The organism is Methanothrix sp. (assembly GCA_029907715.1).
Lineage (GTDB): Archaea > Halobacteriota > Methanosarcinia > Methanotrichales > Methanotrichaceae > Methanothrix_B.
Map to the genome: position 1 here is coordinate 18,386 of JARYLI010000009.1, position 25,721 is coordinate 44,106.

General features: G+C 55.6%; 22 protein-coding genes. 3 read left to right on the top strand and 19 right to left on the bottom strand.

Going from position 1 to position 25,721, the window contains the following annotated elements; genetic code table 11:
• Positions 1-46 precede the first annotated feature (46 nt).
• Both QHG98_06700 and QHG98_06705 read left to right on the top strand, forming a co-directional pair.
• Positions 47-466 carry an FAD synthase gene (locus QHG98_06700; GenBank protein MDH7597406.1) on the top strand — a complete coding sequence of 140 codons (420 nt, stop codon included), beginning with the start codon at positions 47-49 and terminating at the stop codon, positions 464-466.
• A 53-nt stretch (positions 467-519) separates the two neighbouring features.
• Complete coding sequence (locus QHG98_06705; protein ID MDH7597407.1) at positions 520-984, top strand: phosphopantetheine adenylyltransferase; 465 nt, start codon at positions 520-522, stop codon at positions 982-984.
• Positions 985-1,124: 140 nt separating this feature from the next.
• Here QHG98_06705 and QHG98_06710 read toward each other — a convergent pair whose 3' ends face one another.
• The 6 genes from QHG98_06710 to QHG98_06735 all read right to left on the bottom strand — a co-directional run bounded on the left by QHG98_06710 (position 1,125) and on the right by QHG98_06735 (position 9,670).
• Positions 1,125-1,766, bottom strand: a complete 642-nt coding sequence (locus tag QHG98_06710; protein MDH7597408.1) for a PHP domain-containing protein — start codon at positions 1,764-1,766, stop codon at positions 1,125-1,127.
• A complete protein-coding gene (locus QHG98_06715) occupies positions 1,763-3,001 on the bottom strand; it encodes a 3-isopropylmalate dehydratase large subunit (GenBank protein MDH7597409.1) in 1,239 nt (412 codons plus the stop codon). The genes QHG98_06710 and QHG98_06715 overlap by 4 nt, the downstream gene beginning before the upstream one ends.
• A gap of 307 nt (positions 3,002-3,308) precedes the next feature.
• The gene (locus tag QHG98_06720) at positions 3,309-5,267 is read right to left on the bottom strand and encodes a NosD domain-containing protein (GenBank protein MDH7597410.1); all 1,959 of its coding nucleotides are present in this window, start codon (positions 5,265-5,267) and stop codon (positions 3,309-3,311) included.
• Positions 5,268-5,752: 485 nt separating this feature from the next.
• Positions 5,753-7,249, bottom strand: coding sequence for an argininosuccinate lyase (gene argH / locus QHG98_06725; protein MDH7597411.1), 1,497 nt, complete (start codon positions 7,247-7,249; stop codon positions 5,753-5,755).
• A 104-nt stretch (positions 7,250-7,353) separates the two neighbouring features.
• On the bottom strand, positions 7,354-8,526 hold the full coding sequence (locus QHG98_06730) for a redox-regulated ATPase YchF (GenBank protein MDH7597412.1): 1,173 nt from the start codon (positions 8,524-8,526) through the stop codon (positions 7,354-7,356).
• Positions 8,527-8,581: 55 nt separating this feature from the next.
• On the bottom strand, positions 8,582-9,670 hold the full coding sequence (locus QHG98_06735; protein MDH7597413.1) for a Coenzyme F420 hydrogenase/dehydrogenase, beta subunit C-terminal domain: 1,089 nt from the start codon (positions 9,668-9,670) through the stop codon (positions 8,582-8,584).
• A gap of 69 nt (positions 9,671-9,739) precedes the next feature.
• On the opposite strand from QHG98_06735, the gene QHG98_06740 reads away from it, so the two are divergent.
• On the top strand, positions 9,740-10,747 hold the full coding sequence (locus tag QHG98_06740; GenBank protein ID MDH7597414.1) for a hydantoinase/oxoprolinase family protein: 1,008 nt from the start codon (positions 9,740-9,742) through the stop codon (positions 10,745-10,747).
• On the opposite strand, the gene QHG98_06745 is transcribed toward QHG98_06740, so the two are convergent.
• The 13 genes from QHG98_06745 to QHG98_06805 all read right to left on the bottom strand — a co-directional run bounded on the left by QHG98_06745 (position 10,694) and on the right by QHG98_06805 (position 25,460).
• Positions 10,694-12,250: a site-2 protease family protein gene (locus tag QHG98_06745; GenBank protein MDH7597415.1), complete on the bottom strand. Its 1,557-nt coding sequence runs from the start codon at positions 12,248-12,250 to the stop codon at positions 10,694-10,696. The two genes, QHG98_06740 and QHG98_06745, sit on opposite strands and share 54 nt — an antisense overlap.
• Position 12,251: 1 nt before the next feature.
• Positions 12,252-12,776 carry a KH domain-containing protein gene (locus QHG98_06750; protein MDH7597416.1) on the bottom strand — a complete coding sequence of 175 codons (525 nt, stop codon included), beginning with the start codon at positions 12,774-12,776 and terminating at the stop codon, positions 12,252-12,254.
• The gene (locus tag QHG98_06755; GenBank protein MDH7597417.1) at positions 12,777-13,574 is read right to left on the bottom strand and encodes a serine protein kinase RIO; all 798 of its coding nucleotides are present in this window, start codon (positions 13,572-13,574) and stop codon (positions 12,777-12,779) included.
• Positions 13,571-13,882, bottom strand: coding sequence for a translation initiation factor eIF-1A (gene eif1A / locus QHG98_06760; protein MDH7597418.1), 312 nt, complete (start codon positions 13,880-13,882; stop codon positions 13,571-13,573). Before eif1A ends, QHG98_06755 begins: the two co-directional genes overlap by 4 nt.
• 537 nt (positions 13,883-14,419) lie before the next feature.
• Positions 14,420-15,598 carry a cofactor-independent phosphoglycerate mutase gene (locus QHG98_06765; protein MDH7597419.1) on the bottom strand — a complete coding sequence of 393 codons (1,179 nt, stop codon included), beginning with the start codon at positions 15,596-15,598 and terminating at the stop codon, positions 14,420-14,422.
• Between the two features lie 6 nt (positions 15,599-15,604).
• Positions 15,605-16,234 (bottom strand): methyl-coenzyme M reductase I operon protein C, encoded by a 630-nt coding sequence (gene mcrC / locus QHG98_06770; protein ID MDH7597420.1) that lies wholly within the window; start codon positions 16,232-16,234, stop codon positions 15,605-15,607.
• Between the two features lie 730 nt (positions 16,235-16,964).
• A complete protein-coding gene (locus QHG98_06775; GenBank protein ID MDH7597421.1) occupies positions 16,965-18,941 on the bottom strand; it encodes a DUF460 domain-containing protein in 1,977 nt (658 codons plus the stop codon).
• Positions 18,934-19,797 (bottom strand): RIO1 family regulatory kinase/ATPase, encoded by an 864-nt coding sequence (locus tag QHG98_06780; GenBank protein ID MDH7597422.1) that lies wholly within the window; start codon positions 19,795-19,797, stop codon positions 18,934-18,936. The genes QHG98_06775 and QHG98_06780 overlap by 8 nt, the downstream gene beginning before the upstream one ends.
• A gap of 23 nt (positions 19,798-19,820) precedes the next feature.
• Positions 19,821-21,029 carry an isocitrate/isopropylmalate family dehydrogenase gene (locus QHG98_06785; protein ID MDH7597423.1) on the bottom strand — a complete coding sequence of 403 codons (1,209 nt, stop codon included), beginning with the start codon at positions 21,027-21,029 and terminating at the stop codon, positions 19,821-19,823.
• A 126-nt stretch (positions 21,030-21,155) separates the two neighbouring features.
• Entirely contained in the window at positions 21,156-21,632 is a 477-nt protein-coding gene (locus QHG98_06790; protein MDH7597424.1) for a phosphoribosylformylglycinamidine synthase subunit PurS, read from the bottom strand.
• Positions 21,629-22,417: a phosphoribosylformylglycinamidine synthase I gene (gene purQ / locus QHG98_06795; GenBank protein ID MDH7597425.1), complete on the bottom strand. Its 789-nt coding sequence runs from the start codon at positions 22,415-22,417 to the stop codon at positions 21,629-21,631. Before purQ ends, QHG98_06790 begins: the two co-directional genes overlap by 4 nt.
• Complete coding sequence (gene purL / locus QHG98_06800) at positions 22,414-24,720, bottom strand: phosphoribosylformylglycinamidine synthase subunit PurL (protein ID MDH7597426.1); 2,307 nt, start codon at positions 24,718-24,720, stop codon at positions 22,414-22,416. Before purL ends, purQ begins: the two co-directional genes overlap by 4 nt.
• Positions 24,721-25,046: 326 nt before the next feature.
• Positions 25,047-25,460 (bottom strand): hypothetical protein, encoded by a 414-nt coding sequence (locus tag QHG98_06805; protein MDH7597427.1) that lies wholly within the window; start codon positions 25,458-25,460, stop codon positions 25,047-25,049.
• Between the last annotated feature and the right edge of the window lie 261 nt (positions 25,461-25,721).

Consider the following 25,721-nt stretch of genomic DNA (forward strand, 5'->3'; position numbering starts at 1 on the left):
ATCGTGCTGCAGAGCAGAGTTTCTGCGACACGCAGAGGGAGGTATTATGACAAGAGTGATGGCGACCGGCACTTTCGATATACTGCATCCAGGGCATCTTCTCTACCTCGAGCGCTCAAGAGCTCTGGGGGATGAGCTTGTGGTGGTTGTTGCAAGGGATATCAATGTGAGGCACAAACCAAAACCTGTGATTCCTGAGGATCAGAGGCTCCGGATGGTATCAGCCCTGAAGATGGTTGATATGGCTGTTCTGGGAAGCATGACGGACATCTTCGAGCCAGTCAGGGAGCTGAGACCGGATGTAATCACCCTGGGCTATGACCAGTACATGGACGAGAGCTGGCTTCAGGGAGAGCTCAGAAGGAGGGGTTTACAGGCGAGGGTCGTGAGGATATCTGAGAGGGAACCATGCGAGCTCTGCAGCTCGAGGCAGATCGTGGAGAAGATCATCAAGGAAAGATGCTGACGGATTGCGCAAGCGGTAGTTACTTATACCGATCCCTTCCTTCTGGCGCACGTATGGCCAGAGTCGCTGTAGGTGGAACATTCGATCCGATTCACGATGGCCATCTCGCTCTCCTTAAAAAAGCGTTCGAGGTCGCCGGAGAGGATGGGACGGTGGTGATAGCCCTCACATCAGATGAGATGGCGAGGAGCCAGAGGAAGAGGCCTGTCAGGGATTTCGATACCAGGCTCAAAAATCTCAGGAGGGTTCTGAGGGAGAAGCTCGGCGTGGAGAGCTTTGAGGTGGAGAAGATCAGCGACATCTTCGGATCAGCCATAGAGAAGGATTACGATTACATCGTCGTCTCCCCGGAGACCGCGCCTACCGCATACAGGATAAACGAGATAAGGCGGGAGAACGGTCTGAGGCCTTTGAAGATAGTGCAGATCGAGTACAAGATGGCCGAGGACAACATAAGGATCAGCTCCACCCGCATCGCAGAGGGGAAGATCGACACACACGGCAGGGTGCTGGTCTAGCAGGGCTCCTGTCAGGCGCTCGCATTATATTGCTCTCACGTCTTCGGCAACAAACTCATGCGATCGTTGCCAGTCATATTCATCTGACAGCCTGCCAGCGCAGGTCCGGCCATGGCCCATTGGCGGGCGAATCATATGCTCTAATGCCTGACCCTCCTGTAGATCTTCCTTGCAAGCCTCTTTGCCACAATCCCGAATGGAGTTCTGCAGCAATCTATCTCTGTTCTGCTCTTCCTTATCTCCTCCAGCACATCATCCTCGCTCGCTGCGTTCAGGATTGTGATGCCCAGGCCGACCGTCTCTGCGAGATGGGCGTCACTGCCCGCCACCATCGGTATGCACTGCCTTCTGGCCTCCAGCTTTGCTCTCAGATTCGATAACCCCAGGATGTACTTTGAGTTGCAGACCTCCACCGCATCCACAGGCGGTATCCTTCCTATGGAGTGCCTGAATAGATGGTAGGGATGCGGCAGGACCGCAATCCCCCCGAGATCGTGCGCCTCCTCGATTGTCTCCTCTGGTGTGATGCCAGGCTCAGGCATCTCATCAACACCGAGCACTATCAGATGGCCCTCAGAGGTATCAAGTTCAACACCTCTCACGACAATCAGCTCCCTGTAGCTCGATCTGCTGATCTGCAGAGCAGCCCTCGAGCCATCGAGCGTGTTGTGATCGGTCACCGCGATCCCATCGAGCCCCTTTCTCCTCGCGACCCTCAGGATCTCCTCTACGCTCGCCCTGCCATCGGAGTATCTGGAGTGGATGTGGAGATCAAACCTCATATGTCCCTTGGATCTGCGATCTTCCCCGTGATCGCTGTGGCTGCAGCGGTTGCAGGCGACGCGAGGTAGACCCTTCCGTTTCTGCCCATCCGTCCCGGGAAGTTTCTGTTTGATGTGGATAAACAGACCTCTCCATCTCCCAGAACTCCCATGTGCGCCCCAAGGCATGGACCGCAACCTGGAGGCCCGATCATCGCGCCTGACTCGACCAGAGTCTCCATTACCCCAGATCTCAGAGCAGCGAGGTACACCTCTCTTGAGGCAGGGATGACAAGAGTCCTGACCTTCACGCTCCTGCCCTTCATGATCCGTGCTGCGACCTCCAGATCCTCCAGCCTGCCGTTTGTGCATGTGCCTATGAAGACCTGGTCCACCTCGGTTCCGGCGAGATCTGTGACCGGATGAACGTTGTCAACGCGGTATGGGGCTGCGACCATTGGGGGAAGATCGCTCACATCGTACTCGATCTCCCTGAGGTATGATCCTGGGTCTGAGTGAACGTGTTTGTATGGACTCCTGGCTCTTCCCATCAGGTATGCGTCAACGCTCATATCCGGGGGAACGATCGCGGCCTTTGCCCCCATCTCGACACCCATGTTGCACAGAGTCATCCTGCCTGATATGCTCAGCCTCTCCACAGCTTCGCCGACGAACTCCACGGCCATGTAGCTGGCGCCGTCCGCACCCATCTCCTTAACCACGAAGAGCGCGAGGTCTTTTGCAGATACCATATCTCCCGGTGTGCCCACAAGGCGCATGCATATCGTCTCAGGCACCCTGAACCAGAGTCTTCCCCTGGAGTAGATCTCGGCCATGTCCGTCGCGCCCACACCCGTTCCGAAGGCACCCAGGGCGCCGTAGGTGCACGAATGAGAGTCGGCGCCCACGACAAGCGCCCCGGGAAGAGCGAAGCCCATCTCGCAGAGCACCTGATGGCATATGCCATGGCCGCAGTCGTAGAAGTTCTCGATCCCCTGAGCTCTCGCCCAGCCCCTCACCTCGGCCTGCAGTGTCGCAGCTGTCTCATTGTTCGCGGGCACAATGTGATCGAATGGTATCACTATCCTGCTTTTATCCCAGACCTTCTCAGACCCCATCTCCCTGAATGCCTTTATTGCAAGAACACTTGTGCCGTCATGCGACATCGCGTAGTCTATCGCGGCATCGACTATATCTCCTGCCTCTGCCTCTGTTCCCGATGCCCTGCTGAGGATCTTCTCGCTTATTGTCGGCAGTGGACCACCCCGGTGATGCTCTGCTGCAAAAGTAAATACGTTTTTGGCATGTATCGCCCCTGAAGATCCGAGACGTATCCTGTGATTTCAACCTCTGAGTTCAAATGCCTCTCATGTCATGTTTAGGATCGGCGGATCGCTGATTCTGGATTCAGAATCCTAGATGTATGCAGCATCTGGTCCGCCTTTTTGGCGATGTCTTCATGGTGATGGGCATTCAATTCCCAGGGGCAGCAATGCACCTGCAGTCTCTATCGGCAATCTCTGCAAAAGATATGCAGGAGCGATGGGCGCCTGCAGATCTACTTCAGGGTGCGCTGGTGCTCTCTGTTGTGTGCTCTCCTCGCAGCCTCTGAGCAGCCTCCAGGAGTGCAAGCCCGCTCCTGTAAGATGTGCCGGTTCGGTTGCTCACCGCATATGCGAGACTCCTTGGATATGGTGGGCTCCCGATGCTCACATTGGTCGAAGATACGTTTGTTGCGGTTATGTTGCCTGGCACCTCTCTGGGCAGCGTCCACCCGCTGACCTCTCCAAAGGGATGCCGGTCGATCGCATTTGAGCTTATGAGCTTCGCGAACCCTGTGCACGGCCGGCCTGTGCATCTGTGATCGCTCCAGTAGTTTCCTCCCTCCTCAGGCCCCATGTCCCAGAAGTTACCGAAATCATCAGATGCCTGCTCCTCGTTGTCGATGAGGTTGTTGTGGTATATTCTGTTCTCATATGAATTCGTCATGAGTATGCCCATCACGTTATTGGTGATATTGTTCCCATAGATGCTGCTCCTGTTGCTGTTGTCGAACCATATGCCTGCCTTCCTGTTCCCCGAGATTGTGTTGCCGGAGATCTCGTTCTCCTCAGAGTAGTTCGACCTTATCCCGTACTCGGTATTGTTCATTATGAGGTTCCATGCCAGCGAGTTTCTGTAGGAGAGGATCAGAGCCAGCCCGTTGTTCCCATTCTCATTCAAACTGTTGTTCTGAACCAGATTGTACGCCGTGCCGCGCAGGAACATGCCGGTATATTTTGTACCCGTTGCTGTGTTGTTCTTCAGCGTGTTGTTTGTCGAATCGATGAGACGGATCCCGCCATATGAGCCCCTGAGCATGTTCCCCTCAACAGTGCTGTTTGTGATCCCGTAGAGGAAGAGCGCATCATGTGCTATCCTGTTTCTGGAGATATCGCACCTGTCACAGTATGCCACTGTCATGTGTGCCGCTTCGTGATCCGCTATCCTGACACCACTCTGGTTGAATACGTACACCACAGGCATGCCATCTATGAGGTTTGTATCTGATATGCTGTTGGAATATGCCTCCCTTGTGCTGCCGTCGACGAAGAGCCCAAGCTCTGCATCTCTGATCTCGTTATCCCTGATGGTGTTGTTGAATGAATCGACCACCATCAGACCGGTTGTCACGTTCTCGATCGAATTCCTCTCCAGGAGACAGGAACTCGCTCCGACCAGGACGATGCCATCGTTCGATGAGGAGATCACGTTATCGATGGCAGTGCAGCGGCTCGTCGAGCCGAGAGCGATCGCCGTTCCGGTATTATTCACAACAGATCTGGAGAGCGTGATCCTGCTCGATCCCTCGATCACAATGCCGCTGAGTGCATCGGAGATGCTGTTCATGGTTGCCTGCGTCTCAGTTGCGTTAATCAGATGCAGACCCTCCCCTGCAGTGGTGATGGTGTTCCTCTCGATGATGCTGTGGTACGCCTCCTTTGCGATTATCGAGTAGTTGCACCGGCTGATCTCATTACCAGCCACACTGTTGCTTCTCGCTCCCCTGTAAAGGACTATTCCTCCGGTTGATTCCTCAACCCGGTTGTTCTCTATCCGGTTGGACTCACCGCCCTCGATTATGACACCAGCTCGGTTCTCGCGGAGGGTGTTGCCCTTCACGCTGTTCCCGCTCGAGGTGAGCAGGATTCCAGCCTCAGAGTATCCGGTGATGGTGAGGCCCTCCACTGTGCATCCACTGGCAGCGACCTTGATTCCCACCGATTTGCCATCAGCCCTCAGCACACACTCTCCCCTCTCTCCGAGAAGCGGCTTTATTGTCAGTGTTTTGTCCACAAGAACCTCCTCGCTGTACACACCGGGCTTTATGTATATTATATCACCATCAGAGGCGGCCCTGACAGCGCCTGCTATGCTCTCTGAATCCGCGAACCCATCGTCATCGACTATGTAGTTTCTGGATGTGCCTGTGGCTATCAGCAGGAGAATAACCAATGCAGAGATGACCCAAAGCCTGATCATGGACGAGAGGAGAGCATAAGTTCTTCATATACTTAATGAGCGAGTTGCTACTCAAAAGACGAAATACTGTGTCCATGGCGAATTCTCTCGGTCATACGCTCTTATGTATTCAGCAACTTGAAGGGCATGCAGGCCGGTTGCTGAATGCACTCATACCCTCGGAAGGAACGCATAGCGTGACTGGTGCCTTTTTGGGCCAAGTTATCAGATGGATAAGAGCGCGGTCATAAAACCTCCTTCGGAATTCCGAGCTACTCAAAGGACGAAATACCCATGGCGAAGGCAGCCTTACAGGGGGGCAAATTGCCCATAGAAGCACTGATCCTGCTGTGCATTTTTGGTGAATGAATAAGTACATTCAGCAACCACATTGCATGACCCACAACTTGCCAAACACATAAAAGCGATGTTTTTATACAACTTCTTGCAAGATATACGCATGTCTTAGGTAGACCACCGGTAATCGGGCCGCAGCTGACGCCCATTCAGCTCGAGCAAGCTGTGCGGTCGACGAGCTCCATCAGGTGGCTTATCGCAGACTCGACCCTGGCGCGCCTCTCTCTGAGCCTGAAAGATGCCGATTTCAGGTACTTCTTCCTGGCATCCAGCATCCTTGAGACCTCAGCCGGCGCAGGGCCGCCCGGCCTGGCGCGCATCGCGACGTTTGTTCTCGCGTCCAGAGCCCTCTCGAGATCTCCAGCAGTGAACCCCATCATGCTCAGCCTAACGTTTGCCACCTCCATGGCTATTCTGTCGAGGTCCTCCAGGCTGGGCTTCCCTGGAAGACGTGCAATCCTCCCCACAATCTGGTGGGCTGTTCTGAATGGAATTCCTGTGATTCTGACAATCGAATCTGCAAGCTCGGTGGCGGTTGTGAATCCATCCGTGGATGATCTCTCAAGCCTCTCAAAGTCAAATCTTAGCGTTGACATGCATCCCTTCATGACCCTCAGTGAGGATCTCGCAGCTCCAATCCCGCGCCATATGTGAGGCGTGAGCTCCTGCAGATCCCTGTTGTAGCTCATCGGAAGCGCCTTGCAGATGCTCAGCGCTCCCACCATGGATCCGATGACGGTCCCGCTCTTAGCCCTCACGAGCTCAGCCGTGTCCGGGTTCTTCTTCTGCGGCATTATGGAGCTCGTCGAGGCGAAGAGATCGTCCACCTCCACGTATCCGAACTCAGCGGTCGACCAGAGTATGATCTCCTCTGCGATCCTGCTAAGGTTGATCATCAGTATCGATGTGTCTGCGAGAACCTCAAGAGCGAAGTCTCTGCCTGACACAGCATCCATGCTGTTCTCCACAATCCCGGAGAAGCCGAGAAGCTCGCATGTCATGTGTCTGTCTATCTCGAATCCGGTGGATGCGAATGCAGCCGCGCCCAGCGGGCTCAGGTTGACCCTCTCGTAGGCGTCCTCGAACCTCTCAAGATCTCTTATCAGAGCGTCTGCATGCGCGAGAAGGTGATGCGCGAGGGTCGTGGGCTGCGCGTGCTGAAGGTGCGTGTACCCAGGAATGATGCGCTCCCGGGTCTCATCCGCGAGTTGTACAAGAACATCTATCATCTGCAGAAGTTCGTCCATCAGCCCGAGCATCTGCTCCCTGAGAGCGATCCGGATGCATGTGGCCACCTCATCGTTCCTGGATCGCGCTGTGTGCATCCTGCCGCCAGCTGGCCCCACGCGCTCTATGACGTAAGCCTCGATCGCCTCGTGGATATCCTCACCCTCGCCGAGCACATCAAAACCCTCTGCTAGCAGCTCCTTCAGCGCCGTGAGTATCCTGGCGCAGTCCTCCCGCTGTATCAGCCCCCTCTCGTAAAGCATCAGGAGGTGCGCCATGTCCACAAGAACGTCAGCCTCTGCTATCCACAAATCCGCATCCCTGGAGGAGATGAAATCCAGCACCTCGCTGGAGATATCTCCCAGCCTCGACCCTCTGAGCAGCATGTCCCGCTTTTCCTCATCTGCTGTTGAATCCACAGATGCATGATGATATTCCGTTAGTGCGCCACCAGCTCTGCTCCTCGCCCTGATCGCCTGACAGGAGTCCTGCCGAACTGCCTACCACGCAATCCCGAGTGGAATCATTTGGTTGCCACTATCTTTATAACATCCCCGTCCTTAAGCTCGTACTTCTCCCCGACACGCAGCTTCCTGCGTGCATCTATCGCGAAGAGGAAGCTCTCGCCCAGGTCTGTGTGGACCCTGTAGGCGAGATCGCGCGCTGTGGATCCTCTCTTCATGAGGTATGCATCCGGCAGGACCACTCCGTTTCTGTCAGTGAACTTGTTCTCGTCCTCCACAGGGTAGACGGTGATGTAGTCGAGGAGATCGAAGACCGCGCGGTTGATGCACTCCTGCACTCCGGTGGAGCCATACTCTTTCAGGAGTGCCCGTATCTTATCCAGGCCGGCCTTCTGAGCCCTGTTCAGCTCGCCCACGATCTCAAAATCGGGATCTCCCGGGAGGTATCTTATAACGCCTGCCTTATCAGCCATCCGGAGGGCGATCTCCGCAGCCCCGCTCACAGGCACCACGATCTCATCGAGCTCCATGAGCCTCCTGATGTTCTCCCTGGGCGCGAGATCTATTTTGTTGGCTGCTATGATCATGGGCTTGCTGGACTGCCTGAGAAGCTCTGCGAACCTCCTGAGATCATCCCTGCTCCAGCTCGCAGGATCAGAGTCCATTCGGGAGAGGGCCCATCGCACGTCCTTATCGGACACGCCCGCGCCGCCGAGCTGCTCGTATATGATCTGCTCAGGCTTCGCCTTCTCAGAGGTGTACTGGCGCATCAGCTTCGCCCAGTTCCTCTCCAGGATCCCGAAGAGCCACATGCTTATCTCGTGTTTGAGAAACTCCACATCTCTCAGAGGATCGTAGTTCCCGACACCGACCGGATTCCCCTCCGCATCTGTGGAGCCTGATGCGTCTAGCACGTGGATCACGGCCTCAGCCAGGCGGAGGCTGTCAAGAAACTCATTTCCGAGGCCTCTTCCAAGATGAGCATCTGGGACCAGCCCTGCGACGTCTATGAGCTCCACCGGCACGAATCTGCTCCCTTTGATGCATCTGCCGCATCCGCCTTCGATGCCTAGATCGACACATGGACACCTCACCCTCACGTATGAGATGCCGTGGTTGGCATCGATGGTTGTGAACGGATAGTTCGCTATCTCGACATCTGCAAGAGTTGCAGCCTTGAAGAACGTCGATTTACCGGCGTTCGGCTTTCCAGCAAGCCCTATCGAAAGCATACGATCTTCCCATCAACCGATGGCTCTTCCGGCCGGTCGCAAGCACATGGGCTTTTCAGATCCTCTTTACATCCAGCCTGCATCTGGATGCGTAATCCTCGAATCTGGAGACCTTCTCGGACGCGAGTCTCTTCATGAGAGCCATGCCCTTATCCGTCAGTGGCTTCTCCTCGATCACGCCTGCAGAGAGAGCGGATCTGTAGATCTTCTCCCCAGCGTCGGTCCTCACGAGCACCGTGGACCATCCGCCCGGGGATCCGACGCTGCCCACAGAGACATCCGCAAGCTCTGCTGTGAAGTCAAAGCACGGACCGCATCCAGCCCATGTGAACTCATCCGTCTCCTGAAGGGGTACCTCCTTCACACCATCCCTTGAGATGACCCTGAACATGCCTCTCTGTATCTCAAACCTCTCAATATCTGTGGGCTGCAGATTCATCTTGTCCCTCACCAGACCTGTCATGAGCCTCTGGTAATCGAAGTTCTCCATGCAGAAGAGACCGATCAGGAGGGCGATCTTATCCTGGCCGAACTGGTATGGCTCCTCAAGCAGCTGGGCCTTGCGAAGCGCCTGTATCTGGCAGGGCGTCCCCGTGAACCCGATCTTCGTGAACCCCTTGTCTATGGCCATCTGAACTCCAACAACACTTGGGGTTATGGTGTACTTGGTGCCTGCAGCTGCGATGATCTCCTCCGGGGTGGTAGCGACTTTGGGTATCGTCTGCCACCTTGAGTTTCTATCGGTCACAACTGCGCAGTCGATCACGCCGGTCTCGAGCGCATGGACCAGAAGAGCGGTTACAACCCCACCATCCTGAACCTTGCCGCGAACTGGCGCTGCCCTGGCGGCCATCGCGCTCCGGTATATTCCCAGGGTCTCCTCAGATCCCCTGGATCTCCCAAAGAGCTTCCTCTCAAAGAATGGCATGTCGAAGAAGCTCCTCGGGCAGTATGCATAGCATAAACCACAGAGGGGATCGTACTCCATAAGTGTTGGCTTTCGATTCTGCTGCCCGATCCTGGGACAGAGGGCTATACAGGTGCCGCACAGACAGCAGATCCCCCGCTGGACTACCTTGTAATCCAGATCGGCGAACCCGCACTCCAGAAAGGTGGGCTCAGGGTACATCTCCTTAGCAGCCATGATGAATCTCCGGAAACTCCATGGGCTTCATACCTAAAGCTTTTATGGTAAGGATATGCCTGCAGAAGTGTGATTCTCGGAGTCGACATTGGCGGGGCGAATACAAAGGCTGCGAGCTCCGACGGGCGGTTTGCGGAGATCAGGTACCTCCCCCTCTGGAAGAGATCCCCACTGGGAGATCATCTCGCCGGGCTGAGCTCCACGCTGAAACCTGATGCTGTTGGCGTGGTCATGACCGGCGAGCTCGCGGACTGCTTTGAGAGCAGAAGGAAGGGGGTGATGTTCATAGCATCAGAGGTCGAAAGGGCGTTCGATTGCCCGGTGCATTTCTGGGGACTGGGCGGATTTCACGAGAGCATTTCAGAAGATAACGCACTGGATGTGGCTGCTGCAAACTGGTCCGCATCTATCACGCTTCTCCTCAAGGATATCGGGAAGTGCATCTTCGTTGATATGGGTTCGACAACCACTGATATCGTACCGGTGGTTGACCGGTCGCTCTCCGGCTTCACGGATCTGAAGAGGCTGATGCGGGGGGAGCTTGTATACACAGGGGTGCTGCGCACAAACCTCGCAGCGTTGCTCCCTTGCGTCTATCTCTCCGGTGGTTCTGCGCCGCTCTCATCCGAGCTCTTCTCGATAACAGCAGATGCGTACCTCGCGCTGGGGGATATAGAACCTGATGCTTATTCATGCGAGACGCCGGACGGCGGGCCGAAGAGCCGTGAGGGAGCGCTCAGAAGGCTCGCGAGGACCGTGTGCTCGGATCTGGATGAGCTCGGGGAGGAGGGAGCGCTATCTATCGCGGCGCAGGCGAAATCCCGCCAGATATCGATCATATCCAGTGGCATATCCAGGATAGCTGAGAGGCACAGCATCCGGAGGGTTGTTGCAGCCGGCGTGGGCGAGTTTATTGTGGAGGCTGCATGCGAGCGCGCCGGCCTTGAGTGCATCCGTCTCTCAGAGATCTACACTGAAAGGCTGTCAGATGTATTTCCTGCTTTTGCCGTGGCCCGTCTGCTCTCAGAGCGGTATCCCGTGAGCCAGGTACGGGCCGATAACTGTGAAGATCAGTGAGGAGATCACGAGCCATGAGAGAGCGGCCACAATGCCTCTTGTGAACCGCTCGGCGCTCGTCTCGCTCATCACCCTGTCGAGTAGCGTCCGGATCATGTCGCGAACTATGTGGCCTCCGTCGAGCGGTATCGTCGGCAGGCAGTTGAAGAGACCCGCGTACATGTTGATCCAGCCTATCCAGAGCAGGAGGTTTGCGATCCAGAATATTTTATCACCCAGTGGCTCCGCCCAGCCGGCCGGCTCGAAGAGGTACAGCATCGGCCCGCTGAAGCCCTGGAACCCGTCTGATGTGAACCCGCCGATGCCCGCAAACGGCAATCCCATGAGCGTGTTGAACCCCCTCAACCCGCTCGATGGGATCGATCTCATGAGCGACAGGAACCTCTCCGCCTGGAACTCCTGGAGGATGACCCCTCTGATGTACAGCGCCGTGCCGGAGATGGCAACCCCCATCATGCCGGTGCCATCACCTTTGGGTGCGAGCTTCACGCTGTAAGTTCCCATGGTGGTGCTTATTTTCAGAAACTGTCCGGGAGAGGTGGAGTTCATGTAATCCCTGAAGCTCTCAAGAGATTCGATTCTGGTGTCATTTATCTCAGTGATCACGAACCTGTCCGGCATTCCGGCTTCCTTCGCCGGCGATCCGTCAAATGTGTCGATCACGAGCACCCCCAGAGCCGGCTCTCCGGAGATCGATGCTCTTCCAGCATCGTCGAAGAGCTCAAGGGATCTTCCCTCTGACGCGATCCTGTAAAGCTCCTCGAGGCTGCAAGAGCCTGATGCAACCATTCCCGCGCGTATATCGCCTGCAAATCCGTTTTCAGGTTCGACGCTCACAACGATGACCCTGTCGACTGGTGATAACGCATTTATGACAGGTCCGAAGAACAGAGCCAGTGCCAGCGCAGCTACCAGAAAATTCGCGATGACCCCTGCGGACAGTATTCTCATCCTTGCCTGTCGTGTTGCCTTTGGTGGGTTCCTCCCGTCCCCGAAGAGCTCGGAATCATCTGGTTCGACGAAGGCGCCTATTGGAAAGAGCAGAAATATCGCACCCATCGATTTTACCCGTATCCCCTCCACCCTGCAAAGGATTCCATGTGAGAGCTCATGAATCACTATCGTGACGCAGAGAGCGATCCATCCCCACACAAGTGGTATGTACTGATTGACTCCGGGTATGAGAAGAACGTTCCGCGGGGAGCTGTAGCTCCCGGGCTCGGGTGGCGCCCTCCACATCACATACACCATCAGAAGCAGCAGGAGCAGAAAGTAGATCATTCCCGCAAGGACGAGAGGCATGCAGAGTGTCGTTGTCAAACGCCAGAGGCGCCTCGCACCTGCAAGCCTGTCGAGCAGGCCGAGACCCCTGGTCGTTCTCACGAATATCACCGGCCCCCAGCTGCTGATCCCCCTCTCACCGCCAATCGCTGTCCCGAGTAGAGAGAGCAGCCCCAGAGCCAGCACGATCAGAATGAGCCACTGCTCGCTGCTGAAATCCATTTCAGAGCTCCATCTCCAGGAGGTCTCTCCGCTTCCTCTCGAGGAAGCTGTAAACGTTGCCGTGGGGTGCGCCATCGATCAGCATCTCGAGCGCAGAGCGCACGACCTTTATCTGTTCAGGGTATCCAATTATGGAGACCGTCTTTCCGTAGACTGAGATCCTGGCTCCTGTCAGGCTCTCCATCAATTCCCTGGTCCTGCCGTCCTTGCCTATGATCCTTCCCTTTATCCGGATCATGTCGTTCTTTGTCGCGGCCAGGCTCGAGAGATCCATTATGTCAAGCATGAGCATGTCGTCGTCAAGCAGTGCGAATGCCCGCTCTGGCGAGAATCCCCTCGCTATTGCTCTGAGAACATCCATCGCCTTCATGGCTTCCAGGGCATCCCCCTGAGAGGTCACGGTGACAACACCGCTCTCGCTGTCTATATCAAGCGATATCTTGCACCTCTCCTCCAGGTACCTCTTCGTCTCGCCATTCGGGCCTATTACCGCGCCGATCCTGTCGCTGGGAATCTTGATATTCATCTAAGAACCTCTATCTCCATTTGCAGCTTCATCCTCAGATTCAATCCTGCTCCAGATCTCATCCTCAGATCCCAAGCCGTATCGCTCCCTGAAGAACCTCACCAGATTGGATATATCCCTTCTGAGGAACTCCATCGAGTTCGGGTGGTCGAGCGTCACAGCCTGGCCCATGTCTATCAGCACAGGCTCCCCATCATAGAGTATGTTGAACTCGCTCAGATCCGCATGGACGAGCCCCGCGCGGTTGTGGAGGGTGACAACATAATCCGCGATCCTCCTGTAGACGCGCTCCGCCTCCTCTTTCTCGAGCTCCACCTCTCTGAGAAGGGGCGCGGCAACTCCATCGGTGCCGACCAGATCCATGACCAGGATGTTCTCCCTGACGGCGTAGGGGTGTGGCACACGCACGCCGACCTCCTCTGCCCTGAGCAGGTTCCTGTACTCCTTTCTGGTCCAGGCGTTCACAAGGCTGCGCTTGTTGCCCTTCACGCTTCTGAACCTCGGATCCCCCAGGATGTAGTCCTGCATCGCCTTGAAGTCGCTTGTCGCGACCCTGTAGATCTTCAGGGCGAGGTGCCTGCCTCCCCTGCCGAGCGCGTGGAATATGTTTGCCTCCTTCCCGCGGCTGATCGAGCCACCCAGAGCCTCGACGTAGCCCTTCTTGGACAGATGGTACAGGTTCATGAGGGTGCGCGTATCAAAAACGTCATCCCTTACCTTCAAATCGTTTGCATCCTTGATGCGCCTGCGGAAGAGATCGATACGCGCTTCGAACTCCTCCTCGCTCCTTCGCTTCATGGTGTTGATTTGAGGTATCCCTTGCGCTCAAGCCAGTCGACCTGAGGGCCGGTGTATCTCCATATCACATCTGCCTTGTCGTCCTGAAACTCCCAAGGGACCACTATTACGACGTCCCCCTCGCGGATCCATATCCGCTTCTTCATCTTTCCCGGTATCCTGGCGATCCTGGTCTGGCCGTCCATGCATCTCACCTTGATACGGTTCGAGCCCAGAAGGCTCTCCACGTACCCGAATACCTCCCTGTTCTGCTTGCGAGGGACCCTGACCCTCGTTACAACAGACTCATCAACATCTTTCTGATGCAGCCTATCACCTCAACCATTTTTTTATTTGCTGAGAAGATTTATATCGTCCATCAGCCTACATCATGTATCGGGATATCCTATATAAATAGTTTAGACGCGCCTGGACTGCGGCCCTGAAAGTCCCAGATTATGCTTTTAGATTTGTGAGCTGCCTCAAAGGGATGAGGCTTTCAACAGCCCTGAGCATGTTAGAGCATGCTCGGACCTACAGGATGGCTCAAATGCAGCCCCAAGACGATACCTGCTGTCATATCAGCATATCGGTCTGCTCCAGAAGGAGTGGCCAGGCTGTCGGGCATCACGATGGGATATAAGGTACGCTCATATGTGTTTGCCAAATTAGAGGTTGTGCGGCTGCTGGAAGCGCTCGTTCACCAGGAACAGAGGCAGAAACAGTGCCGCTTTGGCCAAGTCATCAGACGGGTAAGAGCGAATCGCTTTTGGGGGGCTCATGATGAGATTCTGAGAGATGCCCTTCTTCTGAGGCAGCATCTGAGCCCTATCATCTCGATCTGCCTCTGGATGTACAGCTGCAGATCATCCCGCGATGAGCAGTCTGATGAGGTCCTTCCCCTCGACACTTCCATAGCTTCCCCTCGACGCTGAGATCTCGTCAAAAACATCGACAGAATCCGCATCTATTCCAGACCCGGCTATCGCGAATGGGACCGGGTCGGTGGAGTGTGTTCTTATCTTTATGGGCGTGGGATGATCCGGGAGAAGAAGCACACGCCACGGCTCTCCAGATCTCTTCAGACCACTGATCATCGGGCCAACCACCCTCTCATCGAAGAGCTCTATCGCTCTTATCTTCTGTTCAACATCTCCTGAGTGCGCGGCTTCGTCCGGTGCCTCTACATGAAGATACACGATGTCCACTGAACCAAGAGCTTTGAGCGCGGCCTCGACCTTGCCAGCGTAGTTGGTATCGATCGTGCCCGTCGCCCCAGGAACATCGATCACTCGCCAGCCGGCATAGACCCCCAGTCCCTTCAGAAGATCAACAGCTGAGATCACCGCGCCATCCAAACCGTAGATGTCATGAAACCCGGGCATCGACGGCGCAGGCCCCTGCCCCCAGAGCCAGATCATGTTTGCGGGCTTCAAACCCATGCTCACGCGCCTGCGATTGACAGGATGGCTCTCAAGCAGCGGCCGGGCTCCCTCCATGATCTCCACGAGAATGTGCGCATCATCTCCCCTGGGAAGGTGATCTGATATAGGCCTGCCCATTATATCATGTGGCGGGGTGCAGACAGCATCCCTGCATGCTGTTAAAACAACGATGTTCCTGTAGCTCACTCCAGGATATATCCTGCCGCCCGGTATAACCTTCTTCAGGGATCTCGCTATCTCAGCGCCCTCCTCAGATGTGATATGACCGGCGCTGTAGTCGTCCATGATGCCGTCAATCACAGTGACGAAATTGCATCTGAACGCGATCTCGTTCTCCCCAAGAGGTATCCGCATCGCAGCAGCCTCAAGGGGGGCCCGCCCTGTGTAGTACCTCCTAGGATCATATCCCATTATGGACATATTTGCCACATCGCTTCCAGGGGTCATGCCATCAGGCACCGTCCGGGCGAGACCGCATCTCCCGATGCGGCCAATTAGATCCATGTTCTGCTTGCATGCAGCCTGCAGGGGCGTTCTCCCGCCAAGAGCCTCCAGCGGCCAGTCTGCCATTCCATCTCCGAGAAGCACCACGTATTTCACGCGCGATCACTCGGTTCTCTTCGATTCCATCTCAGCGAGGTGTTTGTTCAGAACCTTGGCAAGCGTGTTGAGCTTGCTCCTGCCACATGTCGCGCCTCTTGTCACTCCGGTGACGATATCCACAACAGTGCCCTTTGTGACCTGCCTGCTCTTCGGTGGCATGACGACCCGCGTTTTCACGCCCTCCTTTGCGAAGTCCTCGAAGTCCACCGGACACTGCGATACAACAACAGCGGGAATATCCACAAACGCGAGGATGTCTCTCGTCTTGTAGATAACATGAGACTTAACGTTGCCGAGGTGTATCACGGCTATCTTGTGCCTCTGAATCTGCTCGATCTCCTTTGGGGTCAAACCGAATGTCGGACCGTAGCCCCTCGACGCCTGGGGAAACGACTCGGGAACGCCTGTCCCGGCCTCCAGAACCAGAACGCTTGTCTGTATGCCCTCCCTTCTCAGCCCATAGGTTATCTCGCAGACGGGTTTTGTGATGTGCCTCCTCCCGGGTGACATCGCAATCGCTATGACATCCGGCCTCGCCGCCTCTGATAGCGTGCCCCTCTGCGCGAGCCCACCACCCTTGGCCAGCCCCATGCTCTCCCTGCAGTCCACGACCTGGGTCTGCCTGCCGATCATGCGTCAGACTCTGAGCTCAATGCTGATATAGTCTTTGCCCTGCAGCGAGAGGTTAATGCCATCTGGATCCGCAAAGCCCATCTTTTGCACATGCTCAATACGTTGAGGTAAATTGCCCTCTTGGCGGATTTCTGGATGAACGAGTATGACCGATGATATCGGCTTCACTTGATCAGTAACTCAAGCAAGCTCGCGATATTGAGCAAATACCATCTTTTTGAGAATTCCAGCACGCTCTTATCCATCTTATAACTTGCCCGAAGAGGCACCAGTCACGCTGTGCGCTCGTGGCGAGCGAATGAGTGCATTCAGCAACCGGCCTGCATATCCTTCAGGTCGCTGAATACATAAGAGCGTTGAGCAAATACCATCTTTTTGAGAATTCCAGCATTATAGTATTCCGCATAAGTTGATATAATATAACATATCACATAAAATAATCTATAAAGTATGACATATCCAGTAGCTTTTAAATGGATTTACATGAAGTGGCGCGAAGAACTATAGGTACCGACCAGCTCGACGAACAACAGACGCTCTTATGCATTCAACAACTTGTGGGTTATGCTTAGAGGTTGCTGAACGCAATCGTTCCCCCGGAAGGAGGGCAGAGCAGGGGCGGTTCTCTTTGGGCAAGTCATCAAATGGATAAGAGCGACAACAGAATGGGTTTCTCCGGATCTCCAGGGTATCAAGAGCTGCTGAAGAAGTGACACACTCCACGATCGAATCACGCATCTAAGAGGCTTCTCGATCGCCGCTTGGCCTCGAGCCTCTCCTCCCTCAGCCTCTCAGCCCTGTACTCCTCGATGATGCTTCTAAGCCGCTCGGCCCTCTTCTCCGCCTCGTATGCCTTTCTCTGCTCCTCCCATCTCTCCTTTGCGGCCTTCAGCATCTCAGGATCCACGAATGATATTCCGTCTATCGTCTTTATTGAGAGATCATCTGCGCTGAGCACGGGAATGGTTTTCTCCATGAAGTACTCCCTCATCCTCTGAGGCATATCCTTCATGACAACCACAGCCTCCACTTCAAGATCTGCGATGAGATCAGCCGTGTTCGGACCACCACCCGACGGATCCTGGAGCAGGATGAGATCCCCCCTGCCTATGGACCACCTGCTCCTCGCAGAGAGGATGGCCTCCTTTGAGAATACAGGAACAGGCTTCAGCTTTCTGTATCCTGCCATCTCCTCTATCCGCTCCGCCTTCCTGATCCTCTGCGCCTCTGCCCGGAAACTCCGCAGGCGTTTGCGCTCGGCCCTCAGCAGATTCCTGAGCCTCTCGATCTCTTTATCTCTTATCCGGATCTCGTGGTCGCGCTTCATCTCCCTGTAGGCCCTGTCCTGCAGCTTCTCCAGCTCTCTCTTCAGCTCCGAGATCTCTTTATCCTTGGAGGATATCTCAGCCCGGAGGTCCTCCACGTACTCCCTGAGGTTTCTGACCTGCTCTGTCAGAAGCCTCAGCTCCTCAGGCCTGGGCTGCGGGATCTGCGGAGGCTCTTCAGGTGACTGCACAGGCGCCTCATCCGCCTCCAGAAGCTCTGCCATAGCCTTCTCGATGGAGTAACCCCTCACCACAAGCGCCTTCACCTCGTCCGGGTTCACATCCCTCGAGATCTTCTTCTCCACCTGGCTGAACTTGTTTCTGTACTTTTTGAATGCGCTCATGGCAGCTGCAAGCGCATCCCTCTCGTGATCGTTCCTGTAATTGAACGGCCTTGCGAGCACAATTTTATCCTCGGCGGGCAGATCCTCTCCGGGAGAGAAGAGAACCGCATTGAACGCCCGCTTGATCTTCTCCACGGCCCCTGGTGCTGGCGAGACGTCCGTGGCCACTATCAGGGGTCTGCCGCGCGCCGCTATCCACTCGATGACATCCGAGGACGACATGGTCCTTGCCGAGACGATATCGACGAGCTCTCCCCTGAGATTGAGAGCTGCGAGCCCTGTCGTGGTTCCGGGATCTATGCCAACGATTATGTAGTCCCTGCGCTGCTGCAGTGGCACGAACTGCAGATGCTGCCGCGGGATCGGAGCGACCCGTATCTGGACGTCTCCCCTCGAGCTGGAATGCACCGGCACCCTGTCCCTGGGCGCCTCGACCATGAACTCGCATCTGATATAGCCGCCAAGCCCCTCCACAGCCTTCATTGTGAACTCCAGCCCGCTCTCCTTGAGATGGTGCTCGATCTCTCTGGAGAGAAGCTTCACGTTTCCGTGTATCTTCCTGGAGTACCTGTTCTGGCTCCATCCACCCCTTCCTGGAGAGCGCCTCCGGCTCACCTTTATCCAGGTCCTGTCCTCAAAGACGGATACTGCACACCCGATGCCCTTTGCGGCAAGGCGTGCACACGCCTCAGCCTCGTGCATCGGATTCAGCCTGTCAAAGACGATTCCATGCCATCTCGCCACCTTGACAAGCGGCTCTGGACGATCCCCTCCGGTCACCTGGACGATTCTGGTGCCTGAGGGGAACAGCCTCATGAGGAGCGTGAGCTCGTTCCTGTCCGCGGCGAGTTCGTAGATGTTATCCACAGCTATGATGTCCGGCTTCTTCTCTCTTATAATCCGGATGAGCTTCTGCCTGCTGACCATCTCATAGCAGTAGCTGCTCTCCCCATCTATCACAAAAAGCGCGTAGCTCGGCTGGCTCCTGCCTCTGGGAGAGCCGCTGGCGATATCCACACCGAATATCCTGCTATCCATCATCAACCTTTATCTTTCGGATGACCTCTTCCAGTTCCAGGTCTATTTTGTATCTGCGCTTAAAGTATTTCAGTATGTTGGAGACGTCTCTCCAGAGAAGCTCCTCCGCGCTCTCGTGATCCCTGCCAACTGCCTGAGGCCAGTCGATAATGGTTATGTCATCCCCCACAATGACGTTGTACTCGCTCAGGTCTGCGTGTATCACCCCGAGCCTGTAAGCCTTTCTTATTTCCTCAAGGATTCTGTTGAGATAGAATGCAGGATCGTCAAGATCCGCCTTTGTGAGAAGCGCCCCCGCGACTCTCTCCATCACAACGGCATGCCTGCTTCTGGCAACTGGTTTGGGGACAGCCACAGATGGGTAAAGCCTTCTCATAACCTCAAACTCAGTTCTGGCCGCAAGAGCTGAAGCATATATCCATGCAACCTTCGGCCTGTCCCTGAGATAGTCCCTGACCCTCCTCACCCTGGAGAAGCTGGTCCTCCCCTCCCTGTGGAACTTTATAACCAGCGGGATGTCATTCAGGGCCTCATGGACGACAGACTCCTTGCCGACGCCCAGCCTGTCGCCAAGCGATGCCACGAAGCCTCTCCTGACGAGATCGTGAAGGGCGAGAAGATCGTATGCTGCAAACTCGATCTGGTACCCCTCGTACGGCACACTCGTGTAGGAGACGAGCTTTCTGCCTGAAAGCAGCCTGAGATAGTACTCAGCCTTCGAGGCCGGTATGCCGGAGATGGCTGAGATCTCCTCGAGGGGCACCCACTCCCTCCGGCGCATTCCGGCCTCGATAGCTTTCAGTATGCATACATCCTCGTATCTGAGGCTGAGGAACCGCTCTGCCAGCTGTATCACGCTGATGATCTCGTCCTCTCAGGCTAAATCCCTTTGCCTGTGTAGGAGAGCCATCTGCTCTCAAGATCCTCAGAGTTCATCGTCTCTATAACATAATCCGCAAACTCCCTGCCTGTGGCTCCTCCCGGCCTGCCGGTCATCACCAGCTTCCTCTCGAACTGGCCGCAGATATCCAGGGCCATCTCGAGCCTCCTCGCCCTGTCAACCATCCCGACGTGACGGAGCATCATCGTCGAGGCGCGCATGATGCTCGATGGATCCGCGTACTGCGCCCTTCCCTCCTGGACCATCCTCGGGGCTGAGCCGTGTATCGCCTCGAACATGGCGTATCTTTTGCCTATGTTCGCGCTTCCCGCTGTCCCAACGCCTCCCTGGAACTCCGCAGCCTCATCAGTGAGTATATCCCCGTAGAGGTTGGGAAGAACTATGACCCTGAAGTCCCGCCTCCTCTTTGTGTCCACGAGCTTCGCCGCCATTATGTCGACGAACCAGTCATCAAAGGTTATCTCAGGGTACTCTTTAGCGATGGATCTCGCGATCTCGAGGAACTTCCCGTCTGTTGTTTTCACGACATTTGCCTTTGTCACCACAGATACCCTGTTGATATTGTTCCTCCTGGCATAATCGAAGGCAAGCCGTATTATCCGCTCCGAGCCCTGTGTGGTTATTACCTTGAAATCGACCGCGAGATCTTCGGTGACGTTGAGACCCTTGCTTCCGAGGACGTACTCGCCCTCCGTGTTCTCCCTGAAGAAGACCCAGTCTATTCCCTCGGATGGTATTGAGACGGGTCTCACGTTCGCGAAAAGGTCTAGCTCGCGGCGCATCGCCACGTTTGCGCTCTCCAGGTTTGGCCACGGATCCCCCTTCTTCGGCGTTGTGAGCGGGCCCTTCAGTATCACATGGCACCTCTTCAGGGCCTCAAGAGCATCATCAGGCAGCGCCTTCATCGCCCTTGCCCTCTCCTCTATGCTGAGCCCCTCGATCTTCCGGAACTCAACATCCCCGCGCTCTATCTCATCCCTCAGGAGGCTCTGGAGGACCCTTATGGCCTCGCCTGTTATGTAAGGTCCGATTCCATCACCATCGACGTATCCTATGATCAGTGGCTTCAGATTGCTGTAGTCTATCCACCCGCCGGCAGCCTTCATCTGCTCAACCCTGGCAAGCTGCTCCTCCAGAAGCCTGCCGAAATGCTCCTTCGCCCTCTCTATAGCCTCTTTATGGTTCATATCAAACCACTACCATGTGATATCAGATCAAGCTTTTTGTCTTTGGTGACTTCCTACTCGAAGGACGGAGTTTCCGCTGCTCTCTCCATCTCAGAGGATCCTTTGAATCCCGGGCAGATCCTGGAATCAGCTTAATTTAATAATTTCATATCTATCCTTGTTTGGGTTGACCAGGAGCTCCTCTGCGATCCTCCTGGCCACAGACTCCGGATCATCTCCGTCTATGTAGAGCTTCCAGATGTTGGCCCGCTGCACAGATCGGATCATCTTCAGACCCAGTCTCTTCACCAGACGATCTTTTATGGAGATTGCCTCGCCGTCCTCAATCCAGAGGCTCACCTTTACAGGAACACAGCCGTTGCTCAGCTCGAGGGAGCCCACTGAGACCGCAAAACTCTCCTTGTTCTCGTTGACAAGCTCTCGGGTGAGCTGTTTTATAAGAGAGTCAGGATCGCTCACATCATCAGACTCTATGCTCAGGAGCCTTTCGCGCCTGACATCCCTTATGATGCCCTGGTAGCCCATGCGCCTCAGCAGAGTGTTCTTCACAGTGGCTGCCTCTGCGTCGGGTATCTTGAGCCATACTCTCAGATTGATGATCATAATCGCCTCTCCTCTATGTATCTCCTCATCGATTCGAAGACAATCCTTCCAGGGCCATATCCCTGAACCCTGGGGTGCTTCCACGGGAGCTGCCATGCGAAAAACGCCCTCTCCGGATGTGGCATCATCCCCAGGACGTTGCCCTCAGGGTTGCATATGCCGGCGATGTTCTCAGTGGATCCGTTCACATTCACTGGAAACTCGCTGATTATATCTCCTCGCTCGCTGCAGTACCTGAAAACGATCTGGTCATCCTCGATGAGCCTCTCGATGACCTTTTTATCGGATGAGACAAGGTTCCCCTCAGCGTGGGCGATCGGTATGCTCAGGATCTCCCCTCTCCTCAGGATGTATGAGCCGCTGCATCTCCTCTCCTCAGCATCGTGCCTGAGCATCGTCCAGGCGCAGTAGTAGCCGCGACGCACGATCTCTCCCCCTCTGATCATGACGTTCTGCGCAAGCGCCAGCCTCACCCCATCCCCGAATGGAAGTATTCCTGACTCCACGAGTATCTGAAAGCCGTTGCATATCCCTATGATCGGCTTTCCATCTGCAGCCTCCTCCCTCAGCGTGGCCATGACAGGCTCCTTCGATGCTATAACACCAGCGCGCACCCTGTCCTGGTATGAGAAGCCTCCTGGTATCACATACCCATCGAACTCGCAGAGCTCCTGCTCAGGCCGGTTCCATCTGAAGATCTCCCCCTCCATGCCGCACTCCTTTACAGCCACCAGCGTCTCATGCTCGCAGTTCGTGCCCGGAAACTGTATCACAGCGACCCTCATCTCATCGCCTCCCTCAGGCCAGAGCTCCAGGCCTCTCTTGCATCCTCGGGATCGAGCCTCACAAGAATCTTCCCATCCCTCTCGATCTCGATGCCGCCGGTCGATACTCTGCCGATCCTCAACGGATTGAGATTGTAGCTCCTGGCGATGTTCACGAACTCCTGCTCTGCTCCATCCACAACCTCCACTATGAATCCTGAGGACTCTGAGAAGAGGAGCCTGTCAGGTCGCATATCGCCAAGCCCGGATATGTCGATGGAGATGCCATGATCGGAGAGCATGCACATCTCAGCCGCTGTTATCGCCATCCCGCCGTTTGATATGTCGTGGGCTGCCCGCAGAATCTCTCGATCCACAGCATCTATGACTGTGTAGATCATGGATCTCTCCAGCGGGAACCTGACAACAGGCACGTTCGCCCCTGTGATGCCCCAGATGACACGGTAGTATTCCGAGCCCCCGAGCTCATCAAACCTGGGCCCGAGGAGGTACACCTCATCACCACTTTCCTTCAATGACATGGTGATGGCCTTGCTGATGTCTTTCATTATACCAACACATGCGATGACAGGCGATGGGTCCACAGCCCCCTCAGGGGACTCGTTGTAGAAGCTCACGTTTCCGGAGACGATGGGGACAGGCTGGTCTGGATAACCCTTGAGCCAGAGGTTCCTGGCAGCATCAGCGAGACCGCGAACCGATTCCCTGAACTCCCAGAAGGCCTCGGGCTTCTCAGGGTTGCCGAAGTTCAGGCAGTCTGTGAGCGTCGATGGGGTCGCGCCTATGGCGGCGACGTTCCTCATCGCCTCAGCCACTGCCGTAGCCCCTCCCCAGTAGGGGCTGATCCTCCCGTAAAACGGGTTTGAATCCACCGACAGCGCGATCCCGAAGTCCCTTCCCCTGACCGGAGCGAGGAGGCCTGCATCAGCCTCTCCAGGTCGGATCACTGTGTTCCCCTGGACCTCTGTATCGTAGTACCTGTAGATGTGCTCCCTGGAGGCGATGTTTGGGGAGGAGAGTAGATCGAGCATCACCCTGTTGAGATCCTCGGGCATACTCACATCTGGCTCTAGGAGGTTTCTGATCCTGGGGCGCCACGCCCTCTCGTATCTTATCCCGCCGGTCAGATGCTTTATGGGGACGTTCACAACCTCATCGCCTCTGTGACGGACTATGTATCTGTCGTGTGTTGTCATCCTGCCTATCACGCTAGCCCTTGCGCCCTCGTAGACGTTCGGCAGATCCCAGTCCTCGTTGTATATCCTGAGAATCCTCTCGCGGAGCTCTCCCGGAGCAATAATCAGAAACCTCTCCTGGGTCTCGGCTATGCACAGAACCTCAGGCGGAAACTCGCCCGCTACGTGGAGCATGTCGAGATCGATCTCCATGCCATATCCCCCGGCTGCCCCCATCTCAGAGGTTGCACATGTGAGCCCTCCACCACCCAGATCCTTGAACCCTATCTCGACGCCCTCCTCGCGCACGAGCCTGAAGAGATCCTCGTTGGCCTTGAAGAGAACGTTCTTGAGGAACGGATCCGGGATCTGGACCGCGCCGCGGTTCGCCTCCTCCTCTTCCTCCCTGAGCGTGTCGGATGCGAAGATCACGCCACCGAAACCTGAGGAGTCGGTTGGTTTTCCAACGAGTATGACATCGTATCCCTTCTCGCCAGAGCCTGGAGGCGCGCGCGACCTTATGATCTCATCTCTTCTCACCACACCGATCGCAACCACGTTGACAAGGCAGTTGTAGTCAAAGCATCTGCTGAAAACCACATCCCCGGCGATGACAGGCACACCCAGGGCATTGCCATACTGCCAGATCCCATCGACCACACCCTCCGCAACCCAGCGCACCCTGCTTGACTCCCGTCCATACGGATCTCCAAAGCGGAGGGGATCTGCGGTCGCGACGACCCTTGCGCCCATGCAGTTCACATCGCGCACGATCCCGCCAATCCCGGTTGCAGCCCCCTCGTTCGGGAGTATCTGGCTCGGGTGGTTGTGGCTCTCGTGGGAGATGACCACACACCATTCATCGTCTATGCTCACAATACCGGAGTCCTCAACAGGGCCGAGAACAACATTAGGACCATCTGTTGGCAGGAACTCCCTGAGCACCGCCCTGCTGCTCTTGTATGAGCAGTGCTCGGACCACATGGCATCGTAGCAGAAAAGCTCGGCGCGCGTCGGATCCCTTCCCAGGATTGCGGCTATGGACCGCGCCTCTGATACAGACATGCCGATCCCCGCTTTCCTCAAGCTGGATTCAAGCTCGCTATCGGCAAGACCGATTACCTTCAATGGACCACACCTCGGATGTGAGCTCTCGGGTCAGGGCCGCTTATGAAGATATCGATGCAAGGAGAGGATGCCAGGGATGCAGGAGTGTATGAGCGGTCACCTGCCTTAAAATCGGAGCCTGCAGTCCCATCTGTTGAAGCAGGCACAATAACCCAAACGAGAGTCCAGCTCTGAGAGAGTCGATGGAGACGGCACTTCAGCGCATGCGCTTACAGAGTTCGGACAAGGGGCTGTTGGATGCGCCAAAATGAAAAGAGCGGGCCTGCAGCCTGAGCTGACCGCAGAGCCAGTCAGTATCAAAAATATGCCGCATGTGAATGCGGCCTTCAGTTCATCTGATGGAGCTTGTAGAGCCCGGTCTGGACGATCGGGACGGGACTCCCTGGGGTCCAGTCCTCTCTGAGGAAGTCGTAGATGGCGTATCCAGAGGCGAGAAGCTGCTTGTCCTTGTTCTGCCAAACAGCGTAATCGACAGGGGGCTCGAACTTGCTTGGCGTCCAGTCGCCCTTCAGAACACCGTATATGTCAGCTGTGCTGTTTGCAAGTGTCTTGTTCTTATCCGGCCATACCGCTGTATCGTTTATGGGCATGAATGTGCTTGGGGTCCAGCTGTCATTGAGAAACGCTGCCATCGACTCTGTGGTCACGATCTCTGACTCGGGGGATAGATAGCTCACATCAACCCCCATAACCGGGATCAGCATCAACAAAGCAACTGTGAGTGCTATGATCTCTCTCATGATTCCCGCGATACTACGGTAATGCGGATAAAGCTTTCTGTCGTCGACCGACAAAGATGCGCATAACACCATCTCATGGCGCAGAAGCCCATGTGTTCTGTATGACCCATCTCCGCGCATCATCGGAGATCCGGACCGAGAAGATCCTTTCCGGGATCGATGGACATCGGGTCGGGTACCCAATTCATTGAACGCCTTTCAGGAATCGCCTATCAACAGCACTGTACCTCATAAATCCTGCGGTGCCATATGATGTTGATT